The 16990-nt window shown below is 66.3% G+C and carries 14 protein-coding genes and 4 pseudogenes; 13 read left to right on the top strand and 5 right to left on the bottom strand.

The features are described 5' to 3' along the window. Window positions 1-43 precede the first annotated feature (43 nt). From SNA_RS21170 to SNA_RS44775, 7 genes and pseudogenes are all read left to right on the top strand, one after another. Complete coding sequence (locus SNA_RS21170) at window positions 44-2125, top strand: alkaline phosphatase family protein (protein WP_030064293.1); 2082 nt, start codon at window positions 44-46, stop codon at window positions 2123-2125. A gap of 347 nt (window positions 2126-2472) precedes the next feature. Further along, window positions 2473-2885, top strand: a pseudogene (locus tag SNA_RS40205) (ATP-binding protein); the annotation flags it as partial. A 306-nt stretch (window positions 2886-3191) separates the two neighbouring features. Continuing rightward, entirely contained in the window at window positions 3192-3380 is a 189-nt protein-coding gene (locus SNA_RS42620; RefSeq protein WP_157880032.1) for a hypothetical protein, read from the top strand. A 339-nt stretch (window positions 3381-3719) separates the two neighbouring features. Continuing rightward, window positions 3720-4535: an RNA polymerase sigma factor gene (locus tag SNA_RS21165; protein WP_157880031.1), complete on the top strand. Its 816-nt coding sequence runs from the start codon at window positions 3720-3722 to the stop codon at window positions 4533-4535. Beyond that, window positions 4532-4795 carry a hypothetical protein gene (locus SNA_RS21160; protein WP_030064291.1) on the top strand — a complete coding sequence of 88 codons (264 nt, stop codon included), beginning with the start codon at window positions 4532-4534 and terminating at the stop codon, window positions 4793-4795. Before SNA_RS21165 ends, SNA_RS21160 begins: the two co-directional genes overlap by 4 nt. 515 nt (window positions 4796-5310) lie before the next feature. Beyond that, window positions 5311-5538, top strand: a complete 228-nt coding sequence (locus tag SNA_RS21155) for a hypothetical protein (protein ID WP_030064290.1) — start codon at window positions 5311-5313, stop codon at window positions 5536-5538. Between the two features lie 157 nt (window positions 5539-5695). Then, on the top strand, window positions 5696-5830 hold the full coding sequence (locus SNA_RS44775) for a hypothetical protein (RefSeq protein ID WP_275042020.1): 135 nt from the start codon (window positions 5696-5698) through the stop codon (window positions 5828-5830). Here the strand turns inward: SNA_RS44775 and SNA_RS40200 are convergent. The 3 genes and pseudogenes from SNA_RS40200 to SNA_RS42615 all read right to left on the bottom strand — a co-directional run bounded on the left by SNA_RS40200 (window position 5820) and on the right by SNA_RS42615 (window position 9206). Continuing rightward, window positions 5820-6560 (bottom strand): annotated as a pseudogene (locus tag SNA_RS40200) (transposase). The gene SNA_RS44775 and the pseudogene SNA_RS40200 overlap by 11 nt on opposite strands. Before the next feature lie 784 nt (window positions 6561-7344). Then, a complete protein-coding gene (locus SNA_RS21140) occupies window positions 7345-8832 on the bottom strand; it encodes a UDP-N-acetylmuramoyl-L-alanyl-D-glutamate--2,6-diaminopimelate ligase (RefSeq protein WP_030064287.1) in 1488 nt (495 codons plus the stop codon). 221 nt (window positions 8833-9053) lie between these two features. Further along, window positions 9054-9206: a hypothetical protein gene (locus tag SNA_RS42615; protein WP_157880030.1), complete on the bottom strand. Its 153-nt coding sequence runs from the start codon at window positions 9204-9206 to the stop codon at window positions 9054-9056. Between the two features lie 554 nt (window positions 9207-9760). Here SNA_RS42615 and SNA_RS21135 point away from each other — a divergent pair. From SNA_RS21135 to SNA_RS21120, 5 genes and pseudogenes are all read left to right on the top strand, one after another. Beyond that, on the top strand, window positions 9761-10105 hold the full coding sequence (locus SNA_RS21135; protein ID WP_198535106.1) for an HNH endonuclease: 345 nt from the start codon (window positions 9761-9763) through the stop codon (window positions 10103-10105). A 105-nt stretch (window positions 10106-10210) separates the two neighbouring features. Further along, window positions 10211-10330 (top strand): annotated as a pseudogene (locus SNA_RS45285) (IS5/IS1182 family transposase); the annotation flags it as partial. A gap of 408 nt (window positions 10331-10738) precedes the next feature. Continuing rightward, the gene (locus SNA_RS21130; RefSeq protein WP_030064285.1) at window positions 10739-11245 is read left to right on the top strand and encodes a hypothetical protein; all 507 of its coding nucleotides are present in this window, start codon (window positions 10739-10741) and stop codon (window positions 11243-11245) included. Window positions 11246-11796: 551 nt separating this feature from the next. Continuing rightward, window positions 11797-12256: pseudogene (locus SNA_RS21125) on the top strand (integrase core domain-containing protein); the annotation flags it as partial. Window positions 12257-12730: 474 nt separating this feature from the next. Beyond that, entirely contained in the window at window positions 12731-13720 is a 990-nt protein-coding gene (locus SNA_RS21120; RefSeq protein WP_157880028.1) for a hypothetical protein, read from the top strand. 1442 nt (window positions 13721-15162) lie between these two features. On the opposite strand, the gene SNA_RS44770 is transcribed toward SNA_RS21120, so the two are convergent. Further along, window positions 15163-15297, bottom strand: coding sequence for a hypothetical protein (locus SNA_RS44770; protein WP_275042019.1), 135 nt, complete (start codon window positions 15295-15297; stop codon window positions 15163-15165). 513 nt (window positions 15298-15810) lie between these two features. On the opposite strand from SNA_RS44770, the gene SNA_RS21110 reads away from it, so the two are divergent. Next, entirely contained in the window at window positions 15811-16341 is a 531-nt protein-coding gene (locus tag SNA_RS21110) for a hypothetical protein (protein ID WP_198535105.1), read from the top strand. On the opposite strand, the gene SNA_RS38450 is transcribed toward SNA_RS21110, so the two are convergent. Beyond that, window positions 16329-16625 carry a hypothetical protein gene (locus SNA_RS38450; RefSeq protein ID WP_030073781.1) on the bottom strand — a complete coding sequence of 99 codons (297 nt, stop codon included), beginning with the start codon at window positions 16623-16625 and terminating at the stop codon, window positions 16329-16331. The two genes, SNA_RS21110 and SNA_RS38450, sit on opposite strands and share 13 nt — an antisense overlap. Between the last annotated feature and the right edge of the window lie 365 nt (window positions 16626-16990).

The following is a 16990-nucleotide window of genomic DNA, read 5'->3' as shown; positions in this document are numbered from 1 at the left end:
TAGTACCCATGCCTAACTATCTGTTCCCGCGTGAGGAGCATCCATGGCCCCCGATCCGACCACCCCAACGCCCGAGTCCGAGTTCGGCGACAGACACGAGACGTCGACCGGCGCCACCCGCCGTCGGTTCCTCCAGGGCGCGGGAGTCGCCGCTGGGACGCTGGTGCTCGGCGCGACCGCCGGGGCGGGCGGCGCGGACGCCGCTCCGAAGCCCGGGTACGTCTTGCCAAAGGGCTTCAAGGGCGACATATCCGACCTGAAGCATGTCGTGATCCTGATGCAGGAGAACCGGTCCCTCGACCACTACTTCGGCACGTTCCCCGGCATACGCGGCTTCCACGACAAGCAGGCGCTGCGGTTCCAGGACGGCACCAACGTCTTCCAGCAGAAGGACGGCAACGGAAACATCGTCACCCCGCAGGTCGACGACGGTACCTGGGGCAACGACCACGGAGCCTGGGGCGACGTCGACCACCGCAAGTGGGACCTGTGGGTGCAGCACAGCGGCGCAAGCTGCATGAACTACCACAGCGACGCCTACATGGGCTTCTACCACTCGGTCGCCGCCCAGTACACCATCGCCGACCAGAACTTCTGCTCTGAGTTCGGGCCGACCGACCCCAACCGAAAGTACCTGTGGAGCGGTACCGCCAACAGCGAGACGGGCAACGCCGATGAGTCCAACTACTCCCGTCCCTGGATCACGGTGGCCGAGCAGCTCCAGCAGACCGGCATCGACTGGCGGCTCTACTCCGACAACAGCGGCAACGGGCGACAGGGTTACCTCAGCACCTGGGTCGGCGACTACGGCGACAACGAGCTGAAGTACTTCAAGGGGTTCGACCCGGAGGGGCTGAGCGCCGACGACCCGAAGCTGCGGCCCGGCACCGGGCTGATCTGGCGCGGCAACGCCACGTACTACTCCGGCACGACCTCGCCGAACGACGACTCCGACGAAAACCTCGACGCGGTCCTCAAAGACTTCCATGACGCCTGCCGGCCGGGCGCGGAACACCCGCTGCCGGCAGTTTCCTGGATCGTGGCGCCGTACGGCTGGTCCGAGCACCCGGACGCGGACAGCCTGCACGGCGAGCGCTACGTCAAGAAGGTGCTCGACATCCTCCAGAGCAACCCCGATATCTGGAACCACACCCTCTTCATCCTCAACTACGACGAGAACGACGGGAAGTTCGACCACGTGCTGCCGCCGTGGCCTGAGCCGGGCACGGCGCGTGAGTACGCCGGCGACTACCCGCTCGGCCTCGGTGCGCGGGTGCCGATGCTGCTGGTCTCACCGTGGACCCGCGGCGGGTACGTCGCCTCGGAGGTCTTCGACCACACCTCGACGATCAAGTTCCTCGAGAACTGGGCGGCCCACCTCGGCAAGCCGTTCCGTTGCCCCAACATCAGCGACTGGCGGCGCTCGATCGCGGGCGACCTGACCAGCGCGATCGACTTCGCTCACCCAAAGCCGGGGCCCGCCACCTTCCCGGATCCGCTTGCCGAGCAGCCGGTGTCGATCGCCGCCGACCACATGAAGCCGCGCCCGCTGAGCTTCCATCCGCACGCGACGATCTCGGAAGACCGCGCGGCGGGGACGGTCACCGCCACGATGACCCTGACCGGCGGCGCGACGGACAAGGCCGTGAGCTTCCAGGTCTTCCCCGACAAGTACCAGGCGTTCTCCAGCACGCCGTTCACCGTCACCGCGCGCAAGCCGCGCAAGTACACCTGGGGCACCAAGGCCACCGACGGCAAGTACGCGTTCTCGATCTACTCCAACGACGGCTTTGTGCGCTCCTTTGCCGGCCAGGTCGCGCCCGCTGGAAAGACAGACGGTGGCCTCCCGCGCGTGGAGGTCGCCCTGCTGAAGGGCGCGGGGACCCATCAGGAGGCTCAGGTGAAGCTCACGCTGCACAACGGCGGCACCAAGCCGGTGCGCTACACACTCACCGCCCACGACTACCTCGGCAGCACCCGGAGCGTCACGGTGGACGGCGGCAAGACGAACGTCGTCATGTGGCCGACCCAGCAGGGCTACTACGACGTGGTCATCACCGTCGACACCGACGCCACCTGGACGCAGCGGTACGCCGGCCGGATCGCCACGACTGAAGAGGGCTGATCGGCCAGGACATCCGCTGCGCGCTGCCGTCCTGGCCGCCGGCAACCTTGCCCGCCTTGGGTGGGCTCATCACTTTGTTTTGTGGATGCGCAGTGGTGACGCCGTAAGCCGAACAGGAAGCCCCGTCAGTGATGCAGCGACCACCGCGCTGGTAGTTCGCACCGGGGAAGTTACCGTGGCCCTCGCGTGCCCGATCGGGCGGGAAACCACGGGGAGTGGCGGGCAATCACGGACACCGGGAGCAGGAGCGGCCTCCGACCAAGAGTGCTGGTCGGAGGCCGTTCACCTGCGGAGGGTGTGGGATTTAGCCACAGCGGGCATCGCACACGACGGCCCGAACTGCTGCCGTCGGCAAGACCCACATCGCCCAGGCCCTCGGCCACCTCGCCATCCGGCAGGGCGCCCACATCCGCTTCGCCAAGACCAGCCGTGTCCTGGCTGACCTGGCCGGCGGCCACGCGGACCGCACCTGGGAGAAACGGATCCGCGAACTCGTCCGTCCCGACGACCTCATCCTCGACGACTTCGCGATGCGCCAGCTGAATGCCACCCAGGCTGATGACCTCTACGAGCTGGTCAGCGAGCGGCAGGGACGGTCTCTGATCATCACCAGCAACAGGGCGCCCAGCGACTGGTATCCCCTCTTCCCCAACCCGTTGTCGCCGAATCGCTCCTTGACCGACTCATCAACACCAGCCACCAGGTCATCACGCACGGCCCCAGCTACCGCCCGAACAAGCGACCCAAGAACCCCATGTGATCGCCACGGTCCGCCAATTCCCGGACCCATCCCCGCACGTGCGGGGGGCAGAGTTCGTAACCTGCGTCGTTACACGCCGCCGGCCGGGTTTTGAAGCACTTTCAGCGATTCCGGCAAAACACCCAATACATCCCGAGGTTCACACCCTGCTCGCCCGTCCAAGCTTGGGACGGGGAGACGGACAGCATTTCCGCGTGTACGGAAAGCAGAGCCACGCAAAGCTGAGCGTCGAGGAGGAGCGCGTGGGGAGCAGGGCGCGCCGCGCTGCCCGGTGTCCTCCGACCAAATTTCCGCGGAGGTCCCCCGATGAGCGGCGCACGACCTCCCGCCCACCGGACGCGTCCCTACCTCGACATCAAGATCGGTGGTCTGAAGGTGGTCCTCCAGGAGAGGCCCCGGCTCCGCCGACGCCTCTCCAAGATTCTCAGCGGGGCAGCGATTGCGGCGTTAGGAGCCATCGCCTACCAGGCAACCGGCTGGCACCCCTTCCTCTGAACACGCACCCAAGGATCCCGGTTCACCAGGCGGCGAGGTGCCCACGACCAGCTCGACCAGGGCGAGCACGGCCGCGGGCATCAGTCGCAAGCGGTCACCGACCCGCCCGCTCGGTGCGTTTCTTCTCCGCGAGCTCTTCCCGCTTCTGGAGCACCCGGGCGCTGACCACCGCCCACAAGAAGGTCGCGTTCACAAAGATTTTTTCTGTCGCGTGTTACTTCCGCGGTGCCGCGCTGCATAGCAACGGCTGAGAGCCGCTAAAACCAGGCCACATGGTCATTGCGGGTGGGCGCCTTGGCCCGCTCGGGGCGGCCCGCAGTCGAGATCCGAGGGGGTTTTATGTTTTTGCAGGAAGACACAAGAGAAGAGGACATCAGCGAGGGTGCAGTGGGGGGCAGCGCGGAGCGGATTCGTCGCGATGTGGAGCGGGTGGCTGACCTCGCGTATCACGGCTTCGCCGGCCCTACATACCGCGTCTTCGAAGACGATCTGTGCCGTAAGAGCCTGCCGATGCTGCGTGGCATGCTGCGCAGCGGAAAGCTGCCGCGCCTCTCCCAGCAGAAGCACCAGCGACGCGGTATCGCGCTGTACGTCCACGACGAGGACCTCCGCCTGCTGCACAACAGCGCCGAGGCTCGCGACGAGATAGCGGTGGAGATCTTGCTGCGGGCGCTGAAGTCCTTCCGCGACAACGGGCTCGTGGGCGGGGGGTGGAACCCACGGCATGCCGGGCGTCACGGCGCTTGCTCCCTGACGACCTACTTCATCGGACAGTGCGTGTGGGAGTTCCGCCGCGTCTACCTACGATGGCGGCGCGCCCGGCTGCTCCTGGCGGAGCATGAGGTGGCGATGCGCAGCAGCGACGGACTGCTTCAGCTGCTGCAAACGCCCAGCCGCCTCCCCGGACCCGACGCACGCGTTGCCGGCGGCTCGCTGTCCGAGCTGATCAACAAGCGCTCTGCCGAGTCCCAGGCGGTCGTGCTGCTTGCCCACGCAGGCTACGACGACTCCCAGATCGCCGAACGGCTCAAGACCACCGCCGCCGCGGTGCGCCAGCACCGATACCGGTTGCGGCGGGACATCAAGCGGGCGGAGAAGGCCGGTCGTGTGTGGCTGCCCCGTCAGCTGCGCAGCGAGTCCGGGGAGGCGCTGTGACCCAGTCCGAGAGCATCCGTGGGCGCGCCGCCATGGCACTGACGGCGGTGCCTCCGGGCACCGCGGCCCTGGCGGGCGCCCCCTGGCAGGTGGTGGTCGGGATCAGCATGGCGAGCATGCTGATGGGGGTACTGGGCACGGTCTTTCCGCAGAACTCCCGGGACCGGCTGTTGTGGTGGCGGGACCGGCGCCGCTATCAGGAGAAGGCCCGCCAGCTGCGGGGTCGAGCAGCCCCGGAGCCCGAAAGGCAGGGACCGTAGAACCGCCAGCCGCACCGCGGCGCGCGCCCGAAGGGACCGGACGATCCGTCCGGCTCCTTCGGCGTATGCGGGCGTGGGATGCGAACGCGCTGGTCGGCACGGGGTTGCGCAGCTAACCCCCGCGTCGTGTAGAGGGCACGAGAAGGGGACTTGCGCGGCTAGGACGGCCGTGGTTCCGGGCCGGCCGCTTAGCAGTAGGGCCGCACTGATTCAAGTGCTGGCGAACACGGGTGCCGTAGCAGGCTCCGGCAGCTCATTCAACAGTTGGCGAAGAGCAGACGGGCCCAGCGCACGCCCAAGAATCCGCATGCAGATCCACGGGCTTTATTGAATGGATTCGCCTCAGCTGATGGTCTGTGAGCAGGAAGCCCCGCGCCATCGCGGGGCTTCCTGTCGTCCGGGGGCGCCACCGGGCGGGCGGGAACAGCGGACTTGCGCGGCTAACTCCCCGCTGGTCCACGGTTCAGCCACCCATTTGCCGAAGTGCTTTCGCACGCACACAGACAGGAATAGCCGTGCCCGCAACAACTTCGAACGATGCCACCAACCAGCAGCAGGACACCGTGCCGGCGCGTACCTTCTGGTCGCTGCTGATCCTCGTCTTGGTACTGCTGGGACTGCTCGGCACAGGCATCGTGGTCTACGTGATCTGGCGTCACCCGTCCCTGGGCACCCCGCTGGGGGTGGGTTTCACGGCTGTCACTCTCCTGGTGACCACTGTCCTGGCGCTGTCCCGCCGGTAGGGCCCGTGTCCCGCCAGCTTGGTCGAGGTCGGCGAGAACACTTCCGCCCTTCCGGCTACGGCCAACGGGCCGGCACCGCTGATGCGGTGCCGGCCCGTGCGGCGGCGAACGAGGGCGGGACACCCCGCTGTTCTCACAGCACGCCGCCCTCGTCCTGGTGGTCGCCGTCATCGTCGGCGGTTTCGTCGGCGCCCTCACCTACTGGAAGACCCGGTCCCTCCCCGACGCCGCGCTTGCCGGCCTCTTCGCGGCCGACGGCAGTACGCCGGTACTGCACAAGCTCATCGGGTGAGCACGTAGAGGCCAGGGAAAGAGGCTTTGAGGCGGCAGTCTCGAAGGATCTTCCAGTTCTTCAGCCGGGACAATGCGTGCTCGACACGGGCCCGAGCACGTCGGTGGACGTTGTTCTCTGCTTCCTGGACTGGGTCGAGGTGGGTTTGCCCGCGCCGACGGCGATGCGGAATCAACGCGACGGTGCCCCGATAGCCACCATCGGCGATCACAGGGGCGCCGCGGCAGGCCCGATCGACTCCGGACTCGGTAAAGGCTCGGCAGTCGTTGCGGCTGCCAGGCAGCGGGTGTCCGACGGCCACCACCAGGCGGCTGTTGGCGTCGATGACGACTTGCAGGTTGTCGAGTATCGGTAGTTCTTGCTTGAGGCGGAGATCGTGCGGTCGCGGGTCGGCACCAGCGTGCCGTCCACGATGTACACGGAGTCCTTGCGCGGCCGGCCAGCCGGAGAGATGGCCAGCAGCGGGGCGAGGTGGTCCAAGATCCGGTCCGCAGCAGACTTCGAAATCCCGAACAGCGGCGCCACCTGCCGCAACGTGAGGTTTGTGCGCCAGTAGGTCGCCACCAGCCACACCCGGTCTGCCAGCGACAATCGCCACCCACGGTCGCCCCCGCCGGCCATCGCCTCCACGATGCCGGACCCATGCCACCAACTGCTCGAACTGCGTCTGGCTCAGCCCAGAGAACGGCTCGATCCACTTCGGATCATCCGCTGAGATCACCCCACCCATGCCCGATCAACGCACCATCCGCCACACCAGTTACGGAACAACCTTTAGGGGCGTGCCAATAGACCTGGCCGCCGCCCTGTTCGTGGCGCAGCGCGAGACCTGGGCCGCGGCCCCTGTCGGTACGCAGCGCAACCCATGCCCGAGCGTCCCGACGGCGCGATCGCCCATCGCCGCACCGACGCGATGGCATCGCCAAGCGGTCCGGGGCTTGGACCTCAACGTCTGACCGGCCTCCTCCCGGTCGTCCGGCCTCGCTGATGCTCGCCAGACCTGCGTTGCTCGGCGGAGAAGCGGAAACCGCAGGTATGCGGGCAGACCAGCTGAGGTCATGGCAAGAGGATCAGATCATGATCACGGAATTGGGGGAGGGGCAGGCAAGGACGAGAGCAGCACGGTGCGCGCGGTCGTGTTCGACCAAAAGGCGGTCCTGCGGGCCTACGGGCGCGCCCACGACGGGATCGCAGTGTTGCTGCAGTGGCTAGATGGCCGCGACATCTCCTTCGTACTGCTCACCAGTGATCCGGTCGACGCCGGAGCCGCCCTGGGGGCGGCCGGGCTGCCCACGCCCGCTCTCCACCTCTCTCGTGAGGACATCCCTGGCAAACCGGCTCGCGGCAGCGGTGCCTGGCTGCGGACGGTCGCCGAGCACCTCAAGCTGCGCACGAACCAGCTCATGCTCGTGGGGGACGAGATCGTTCCGGTCGACGTGAGGTGGAGTGATCTGTCGGGCAGGCTCAGTCGTGCCGCGGTGCGGGCTGGGTCGTGCCTGGGGCGGGAAGGGCCGCTATGCCCTGGCGAGTTCGCGCACTGTTGCCATGTCGCTGAAGGGCAGCAGTTTCTCACCGACGATCTGGTGCGGCTCGCTGCCTTTGCCGGCGATCAGGACGATATCGTCCGGGTCCGCGACGGACAGGGCGAAGGCGATCGCCCGACGGCGGTCGGCGAACCGTTCAAACGGTGTGCCGGTCGCCGCGATGCCTGGGGCGATCTGGTCCAGGATGGCCTGGGGGTCTTCGTTGCGGGGGTTGTCGGAGGTGAGGATGCACAGGTCGGAGTGGGTCCCGGCGATCCTTCCCATGTCGGCTCGCTTGGTGGTGTCCCGGTCCCCGCCGCAGCCGAAGACGGTGATGACCTGGCCGGGGGCGAAGCCGCGGATGGTGGTCAGGACCTTGTCCAGGGAGTCCGGTGAGTGGGCGTAGTCCACGATCACGGATGTGCCGCGCGGGGTCTGAAAGCGTTCGAGCCGGCCCGGGACAGGAGGCATCCGGTCGAGCGCGGCGATCAGCCCGCCCATGTCGTGTCCCAGAATGTGGCAGGCCGCCACAGCTGCCAGCACGTTGGCCACCGAGAACCGGCCCGGGACGGGGATCGCCGCCGGATACTTGTGGCCGTCGTGGTGCAAGGTGAAGCGCGTGCCGCAGGCGTCGACGGTGAGGTCGGTGGCTCGGTAGTCCGCCTCGGTGTCAAGGGCATACGTGGTCACCGCGCCGGGCATCAACCTCTGGATCCCGGCGCCCACAGGGTCGTCGGCGTTGACCACCGCGTGCCGGCACTGGCCCTGGAACAGGCGCAGCTTGGCGTCCCGGTAGTTCGCCATCGTTCCGTGATCGTCCAGGTGATCCTGCGTCAGGTTGGTGAAGACCCCGACGTCGATGAAGGTGCGGTCTACCCGATGCGTCAGCAGGGCCATTGACGTGGCCTCCAGCACCACGCTGCCGGCCCCGCGGTCGCGCATGCAGCCCAGCAGGTACTGGAGGTCCGGCGACTCCGGCGTGGTCAGCACCGAGGGCGGCATCGGGATCAGCTCGTCGCCGATACGGCTGCCGGCCGTCCCGATGACCCCCACCTTCGCGCCCTCGGAGAGCCGCAGCAGCGACTCGACCATGTACGACACCGACGTTTTCCCGTTGGTGCCGGTGATCGCCACCATGTCCATCTGCCGCCCCGGCTCGCCGAAATAGCGGGAGGCGACGACCGCGGCCGCCGTCCGGGTATCCGGCACCCGCACGGCACACACCCCCGCCGCCGCCGACCACACCGACGCCGGAAGATCCGGTTCCCCGCCGTCGACGAGTACCGCCGCCGCGCCATGTGCGAGGGCCGTCCCGACGGAGCCGGAACCGCCTTCACGGCGGCGGGGCACCGCGATGAACAGCGAGCCCGGCGTCACCCGGTCGGCGTCGAAGGTCGTTCCCGCGGTGATCCACGTCGTCTCCGGGTCGCCACGGACAACGTGGTGGTCGTGCCCGGCAAGCAGCTCGCTCAGCTTCACAATGATCCCTTCGAAGGTGGCTCGGACCGGTTGTGCGGCCGTCGCCAGGCGGCAGCGCCGGCGGCGCGCCGGAAGCTGCGGTGATGCTGTGGAGCAGGTGGCGGGACACGTCCGATCAGAGCCGGAAGCCAAAGATCAGCCCGGCGGGCGAAGTCCTGCGGTGTTCGTGGAAGTGCGTCGAACCGGAGGCATGGCCCCTGGGCAGGGGCAGCTGAGAATCGCTAGCCGTGGCCGTGCAACGCCCCGCGACCGTTCTCCGGCGCCTCGGCGTCGGCTGCGGTCGCCGGGCCGACGGCCGCCGAACCCGCAACGGTGGGGCGCAGCGCACAGGGGGCCTGCTGCTGGCACTCCCTTACGGCACGTGTGCGACCCATGGGCGGAGTGTACGTCCGGTCGAGCAGCTCAAAAACCGCATCCAGCGCACCCACGGTCCCGTGACCCGCTCGCTGCCGTCTGACAGCCCTGGCTGCGCTAGGCACCGGCGTCAAAAATCGGCACGGGGTTTCTGCAGCGGGATCAGCCACGACGACTGCAGACAGCCCGTACGCCGTACCCGGAGAAGCCAGGCGGCGAAGTTTTAGTACGTTGCGCTCTTCGGCGGCAGGTCGTGCGGGAGGTAGACCCACTGGCAGCCAGTCAAAAATGGGCCACTGCGGCTTAGTTCTCGCCAATTCCTAATTAAGAAATTGCGGGGATATGGACTACACCTGCATGCCCGTGGGGGAGTGACTCTACGATCTCCCCAGGTGGAGCGGCAAACGTGCAGGTCAGATGGGCATTTCGCGGCCCTACGATCATGTGCAGGTTCGGTAGCGTGAAGCCCGATCTGGCAGGGTTGATGCTGACCCAATGCTGACTTAGGTGACGGCATGTCGGATCGTGATGGTTCGTGGCGATGGACCTTAGGAGCGGAATGGCGCCGTGGAGCTTGACCCGTATCGAGCGGAAGAACAGGAAACCACTGGTGGCACGGTTCGGTGGGATTCCTCTCCAACGGCAGCGAGCGGCAGAAATCGCCGATCGTGAGCCGGTCCGGGTGGACTATCCGCAAAAGGAACTCATCGCGAGACTCCTGGCCCGCGAGATCTGCGGAGGCAAGGGCAACGTGCAAGTGCACGACGTCCGCACTCTCGCCGACCTCGCACATGCCGGATGGCAGCCTTCCGACTGGGCGCGCGTCATGCTTCACCGGCGACGCAAAACGGTCGTGGCCTGCGACATCTGCCACGACCGCATCCACTCGGAACCGCCAGCCAGACCACTCACGCCGTAGTCACTGGTGGGCCGGATGACAGGGAAACCGTCATGTCCGGTTCGGCGGGAGGCCGCGCGGAACAGAACCTGCCACGACAGGCCCCTCACCGCGGCCGCCCCAACTGCCTGGCTGCACCGCTTCCGTCGGCTGCGCGTGCGGTGGGAACGACGAGCGGACATGCGCGAAGCGTTCCTCAAACCCGCCTGCTGCCTGACCGCCACCGACAACTCAATTCGTCGCGCTAGCCGTTGTTATTCCGTGCGTTCGTTGGTCGGAGCACGGCGTCGGGCGAAGGCGGCATGCACGAACGGCGAATATTTAGGTGAGCGAACGCTTCGAGTTTCGAGGAGTCGTTCGCGGTCGTGGCACCCTGTGCGGCGTGAGATCGCCCGTCTCGGGCGGACACGGAATTACCCCTCGACACCGTGATGCAAGCAATGTCACCTTGAAGCGCCCGTGAACTCCGGACGACCAGGAGGAGGTGTGACGCTTCCCTGCGTCCAACCAAGGTCACGAAGTCGCACTGGAGTACCAGTGGGCCTATGGAGTATTCCAACTGAGTGGATCGACGGTGCGCCTCCGTGCAAGGCATGCCCCAAAGCATATTAATTCTTGAGGTATGGGAGAGCGGCCAACTTTGCGGAGAGAGTCATGGAACAGTCGTTGTTGACCAGTATCGACGCTGTAGTTGGCGACGGGAGAGCGACGATCTCAGCGGATGATTCCGTCATCGTGGAAATCGTCAAGGAGACCATCAGAAGCGGCAGGGCCGCATCGTTCTACCTGCCCCAAGGCCAGGCCGAGGCGGTCAAGGCCTGGTACTGGACGTCGGAACGCCTCAAGTCTTCCAATATCAGAGTGGTATTGGAAGAGGAGAAGGCCAGGATCAGGTCAGAACTGGGTATCGAAGTCAATTCCTTCCGCTGTAGTCGCATTGAGTGCGAGTGCGGACAAGTGTATGGCGGGTTCGAGTTCTTGCAGCAGGGAGTGCGCGAACACGGCGTGGATGCCGTGAAGGCGGTCTTCGAAATGAAGAACACGATGCTCTTTCGTGCCAACCCCGCGTTTCGTGCCATCTGTCCAAACTGCAGGGAAATGCTGGGCGACCTGGAATACGATTGTGACCAGTACGGGGGATGCTGCCTCGCGCCGGCATGAGGGCGCACACGTTCCGCGGAGCGTTCCCACCGTCACACCGCCACCTCTGCTCCTGGGGCGTGACGAACAGCTTCAGGACGCGTGCAGGGCGATAGCAGCCCGGCGCCCCCTTGGCTTCCACGCACCTTGTGGATTCGGCAAATCGACACTCCTGCGTGGCATAGCCGCTGATTCCAGCAGGCGCGGCGCCCCGGCGATCCTCCTCGGCTCTGTCGGGGATCTTGGGGTGGTCGAGGTCAGCTGCCGAGAGTTCGCCAGGACTTCGGCCGGGGGATCTCGTCTTGGTCCAGGAAGGTCTGGAAGGCGGTCGGCGGTCGGCGGTCGCGGTGAGGGGGGCTCCTCGGTCGGTGGCAGGCTGCTGAGGCGCTCGATGTTCACGGCGATTGCTGTGAACACGTGTTGCAGGTGGGGTTTCGGCTGTCCTCGGTAGCGGCAGTGGCGCATCCGTGTCCGTGGGCGAACTCGTTGATGGTGCACTCCACCCTGTCCCGCTCGAAAAGTCGTCGCCGCAGGTGAGTGGGGTGCGGTGGGTGCACTGGGACCATGTCCGCGTGATCGTGTCCTTGCTGTACAAGGTGGCTCGGAAGCTGGTGTCCATACGGTCGGTACTGCTCCGCGGGGGGGCGAAGGACGCGGAACTGCTGGTGGGGCGGCATGAGAATGCTGTGCTGCGCGGGCAGTTGGCCGGTCCGGTCCGCTACGAGTCCGCCGACCGGTTCTGGTTCGCGTGCTGTCCGCGCTGATACCCCGACGACGCTGGCGTGAGGTCTTCCCGGTCACCCCGGCACCCTGCTCGCCTGGCACCACAGGGGTTCATTGGCGCGAAGTGGGACTACAGCGCGCGTCGGTGCACCGGGCGCCCGCCTGCCCGAGCAGCGGTCAAGACGCTCGTCCTGCGGTTGGCCCAGGAGAGTCCGAGGTGGGGGCACAGGTGGATCCAGGGGGAGGTTGGCCCGTCTCGGGCACCAAATCGCCGCCCCCACGGTCTGGGAGATCCTGAACGCCGCGGGATCGGCCCACGCCTTGGTCACGAGAGGGTGTGTTGCGGCGATGTGGGACAGCAGGTGGATGCCGCCGACGTTGTCGGAGACGCCGACCAGTGCCGCTTCACCTCTCGACACACACTGACTCCGGCCGCCGCAGGGGTACCGTCCATGCGGCAGTGGTTAGATCGCAGTCTCTCCTCTGCTCCTTCCCGCCCCTCTCGGGGTATTGGCGTCACGTTTCGGCCGTGCAAACAATCCCGTGGGTCGTCTTTTGGGCGGCCACCGATGCCCGTCAGTTCGCTCTCGTCGACAACGCACATGAGTCACATGAGTCATGGTTCCCGGCAACCGCACTGTGGCCCCTGAAAATCCTGACCAACAGGGTCTGGCGCACGGCACAGCCACAACTCTCGGGAGGATCATCATGCTTGGACTCCGAGTCCGACTACGTACCCTGAGATTCCGCCTGGTCGCCCTGGGCGCGGCCGTCGGCCTGGGGATGACCAACATGGTCGCCTTGGCGCCGGCCGCGCACGCGGTGTCCCCGGGCGTGCACATCCAATGCACGCTGGACGTGCGGCTGACCTTCAACCCGGCCATCACCAACAGCCTGCAGGTCGTCTCCGCGAGCGCGTCGGGATGGCTCGGCAACAAGGCGAGCACGGAACCCGTGGGCATTCCGGGCGGCACGACCGGCAGCTGCACATCACCGGACGGCACTGCCAAGGACTCCGGCGGCACCCTGATCGCCGGGTCGAGCGGCTCCACCTACCCCAATTCCGGCGCTGGCGGCTCCGGGTCCGCGACCGGCCCGAACAGTTGCACCAGCTCCAACCTGCCCAACGGCACCGGGCAGATCACCTGGAACGACAACACCCAGATCAAGTTCAACTGGCAGTTCGGGGTCACCGCCTCCGGCGCCACCTTCACCGGCCAGGTGACCTCTTCCACCGCATCCTGGTCCGCGCCCGGCGACAGCTTCGTCGTGCAGCTGACCGGTTGGACCCAAAACGGCGGAAGCGGGGCCGGGAAGTTCCCGATCGTGTCCTGCTTCCTGCCCGGTGGCGTCACCCAGGACGACTTCGCCGCCGACTTCGAACTCGAGACCCCACCGCCGAACCCGGCACCCACGATTACCGTCAATCCCGGCACGTGCTCCGTGTCCGGTGCCAACGTCACCTGGACCGACACCGTCACCGGACTGAACTTCCCGGCAAGCACCGCGGTGCAGCTGATCGACACCGGCTTCGACACCGGAACTCAAAACGGCACCAACACGGTCATCGCCGCGGGCCTTGACCCAGTAACAGCCTCGGTGACCACCAGCAGCTCAGGAACGTTCAGCACGACCATCCCCATCAAGGTCAACCTCGGCCTTGCCCAACCGCCGGGCACCATCGAGCAGAACGCCGACAGCGTGCTTGCCAGCACACCGCCCGCCGTCGCCGCAGGCCACGGCGGACCCAACTACTGCGTCGCCAAACCTTGACTCTGTCGGGGATCTTGGTGTTTCCCGGTGCGACGGTGTAATCAACGGGCATGCTCGGGGCTGTTCCGCAAACCGATGCAGTTGTCGAGCTGTTCGTTGTCCCTCCGTCCCCGTTCCGGTGAGGCCGGGTCAGGGCGACGCGATGCCGGGTGGCTCGGGTGCGGGGCTGGTGGCCTGCCCGGTCGGGTCCTGCGTGTCGTGGTCTGGCCTTCGTTGGCATGGCGCTGCGAGGGCTGTGTGCGGGGCCGTCGCCGAGCCGCGCGGTTCCTCTGGCTCCCACTGCAGCGTTACACGCCCGCCCCGAGGTAGGCGGGGAAGCGCTTACGGCTGTGCTGGGGGCAGTGCCGAAGCCCTTGGCGGAGACGGCTGGCACAGCAGATTGGGAAACGCTCAGTGTCCGACGAGACACGTCGCGTGCGGCGGAACGATACTGACAGTTTGCTGACCTCTCGGCGCGAACTCTGTCCCATCTTGCGATGGTTTCATGGCGCCAGCGAGATCATCAATTTGCCAATAGAGTAAAGTTCTACCTGAGTTGATACTCTTCTTGGAGAGTGCGAAGAACGCTACGGATTTCGCTAATTCCTAATTAGGGAATTAGCGGGGACATGGACTGCACCTGCATGCCCGTGGGGGAGTGACCCTACGATCTCTCCAGGTGGAGAGGCGAACATGCAGGTCAGTTGGCCTTTTCGTGGGCCTACGATCATGTGCAGGTTCGGTAGCGTGAAGCCCGGTCTGGCAGGGCTGATGCTGACCCGATGCTGACTTAGGTGACGGCGTGTCAGATCGTGATGGTCCGTGGCGATGGACCTGAGGAGCGGAATGGCGCCGTCGAGCTTCGAGCAGCCGGGTCGGTAATAGGGCGCGTCGGTATCAGCACCACGGCAGGACCCATCGGCCAGGATGAGGTTGTCTGTCTAGGTCAACCTCGGTCGGCCCAAGATGATCAGCTGCGAGCGCGGTCCGGATTGGTTGGTCCCGTCCGCATGGCTATCGAGCAGCTGGCTTTTCCGCCGATCGACTCGTGAATCAGGAATCTCAGAATGGATTACTGCCCGGGGTGGTCGTGCGGGCACCCCGGGGGAGCCGGGAGCGGGGCGCAGAGTGCCGGCGTCGTGTAGGCCATCGGACCGACGGGGCTTATCCCGCGCGAAGTGTGCAGCTCGCCTGCCCTCGGTGTCGCGGAGTTCTTCTCGGCTGGGGGCGCCGCACCGCAATCGGGCGGCGGATCTGGCGCTGACGAGCGGGATGCGGCTTCAGGAGTGGTCGACGGTGCTGTTGCCGGAGATGGCGATCGGGACACGTCGCGCCGGTGAGCCGGCGGAGTTCACGTTGCACTGTGGAACTGGCGGGCCTGCCGCTGACGCTTTGGTGAAGCCGTCATCAACTCGACCGGCACGCATCGGCCCGGGACGGCAGGCGCCGCCCCGGGCCGATGCTCAACGGGTCAGGGCCCGCATCATGCTGGCCGTCTGTTTGCCGATGTCCAGTGCATACTCACGGGCCGGCGGGACCAGCATTCCGATCAGCCACACGATGCCCAGAACGGCGACCAGGAGCGTCACGGGCACCATCAGAACTGCTTTCGCCCACGCGCTGGTTGGGATCATCACCGGCGCCTCCCATGAGTCGACGCCCACGTGATTCCGTATTGCCTGATGCCCTCGCAGTGCCTTATCGTTGCTTCCAAGCAAACCTTCCCTAATCGGACGAAGGTGGAGACGGCTCCCGCGCCATCGGGGGCCGTCGGCGTTTGCGCCGACAGCCGGTCTCCCTCTGCGCACAGGCTAACTGGCAGGCGCACACTCGAAGTTCCTGCCCTTGGAGCGCACTGAGCGCCATTTGACAAGCCTTCCGCGAAATTCTGGCTGAATTAGCTTCGACGTCGCTCCGGAACGCGGGCCCGTCGATCTCGCGTGTGAAGTGCGAGGTCGGCCTCAAATATCCCGGTGTCGGAGGCATCATCGGCCTGGCTGGATTCAGCTCTGCCGAGAGCCAGCGGCTGTCGACTATTTTCGACAGATGGCAAAACGGGGATGGCGGGGGCCGGCACACTTCGATGACCGCCCGGACTCATACGGCGACGATTGTCGCTCCCTCTGGGCGCGAGAGTCCTGCGCGAAGCCATGATGCGACTTCGGGAACTGGCTGGCCGTCCTCGTGACGGCGGAGTCGAGGAACTCCTGGATGCCTTGGAACGGCTAAGAGTCATCGAGCAGGAGATCAAGGCGGAGCGTGCGTTGCTCATCGCTGAGCTGCTTGCCACCGGGGGGACCTGGCAGAAGGCTGCCGACGCCTGCAAGGTCCAGAAGCAGACCCTGCACAAGGCGTTCAAGGACAAGGTCAACTCCATCTCAGGCATCTGCAAGGACACCTCACCCGAGCAGGTCTTGCGGGTGATGGATCTGCTCCACCACCAAACCGTGGTGTTGCTGATCCGCAAGGGGCACGTCGATGTCCAGACCGCCATCGTCAATGCGCGGCGAGAGCGCGTTCTGCGGCGCAATCCCAAGGCCATCGCCGCAGAGCAACGGGTTGTTCGGTCTCGTGCCGACGGCCCACTGAGATCAGGAGGGGACGTGCGCAAGGTCCCACTTCCGCGCCGTCAAGCATCCTGACGAGTCGCTACCCCGGCGAGTGAATCTCGGCTACCGGACGTCTTCGCCATTTTCGCAACCGATACCCCCGCACATCCGGCGGCCGGACCATCCACTGTCATGGCGCCGTCCGCCGCTCCGGCAAGGGCGTCAGTGACCTCCTCACGGGCGATGACCGCGCGCCGCGCGGCCTCCTCCGCATCGGCCAGCGCGGCCTTCACCCGCTCCATCTCCACTCGCAGTTCCTCCGTCCGGACCAGCGCCGCCCGCTCGCGCTCCTCCAGCGCCCCCAGCACCGACGGCATCCGCCACCTCCGCTACCCGCGCATGAACACTCGGGTTTAGCAGAACCCGGCTTTGGATAGCTCGTTTTGGGGCGCAGATCGCCACCCCGCGCGCCCTGGGTGCACGAGTGCATCGAAGGGTTTACTACGTGTCAGGCAATACCGGAATTGTCATGTACCGACCCTTCGTTTCTCGGACAATGCGCAGCTGACCGTCGTCGGCCAGCTCTACGGTGCGCATCTGGACTTCGTCGGGTGGGTCAGCTTGACGAACTCGGGCAGGAGGCAGGTGGCCTACGATACGGGCACGCCGAACCAGCTCACGCGACCGTAAGCGATCAAGACCGCGACAGGGCCGGTTTAGGCACTGGCGCGATCAGATGGGT

This window comes from Streptomyces natalensis ATCC 27448, from assembly GCF_000935125.1.
Lineage (GTDB): Bacteria > Actinomycetota > Actinomycetes > Streptomycetales > Streptomycetaceae > Streptomyces > Streptomyces natalensis.
The sequence above is the reverse complement of the archived record's forward strand: the minus strand, read 5'-3'. Positions and strand labels throughout refer to the sequence as shown.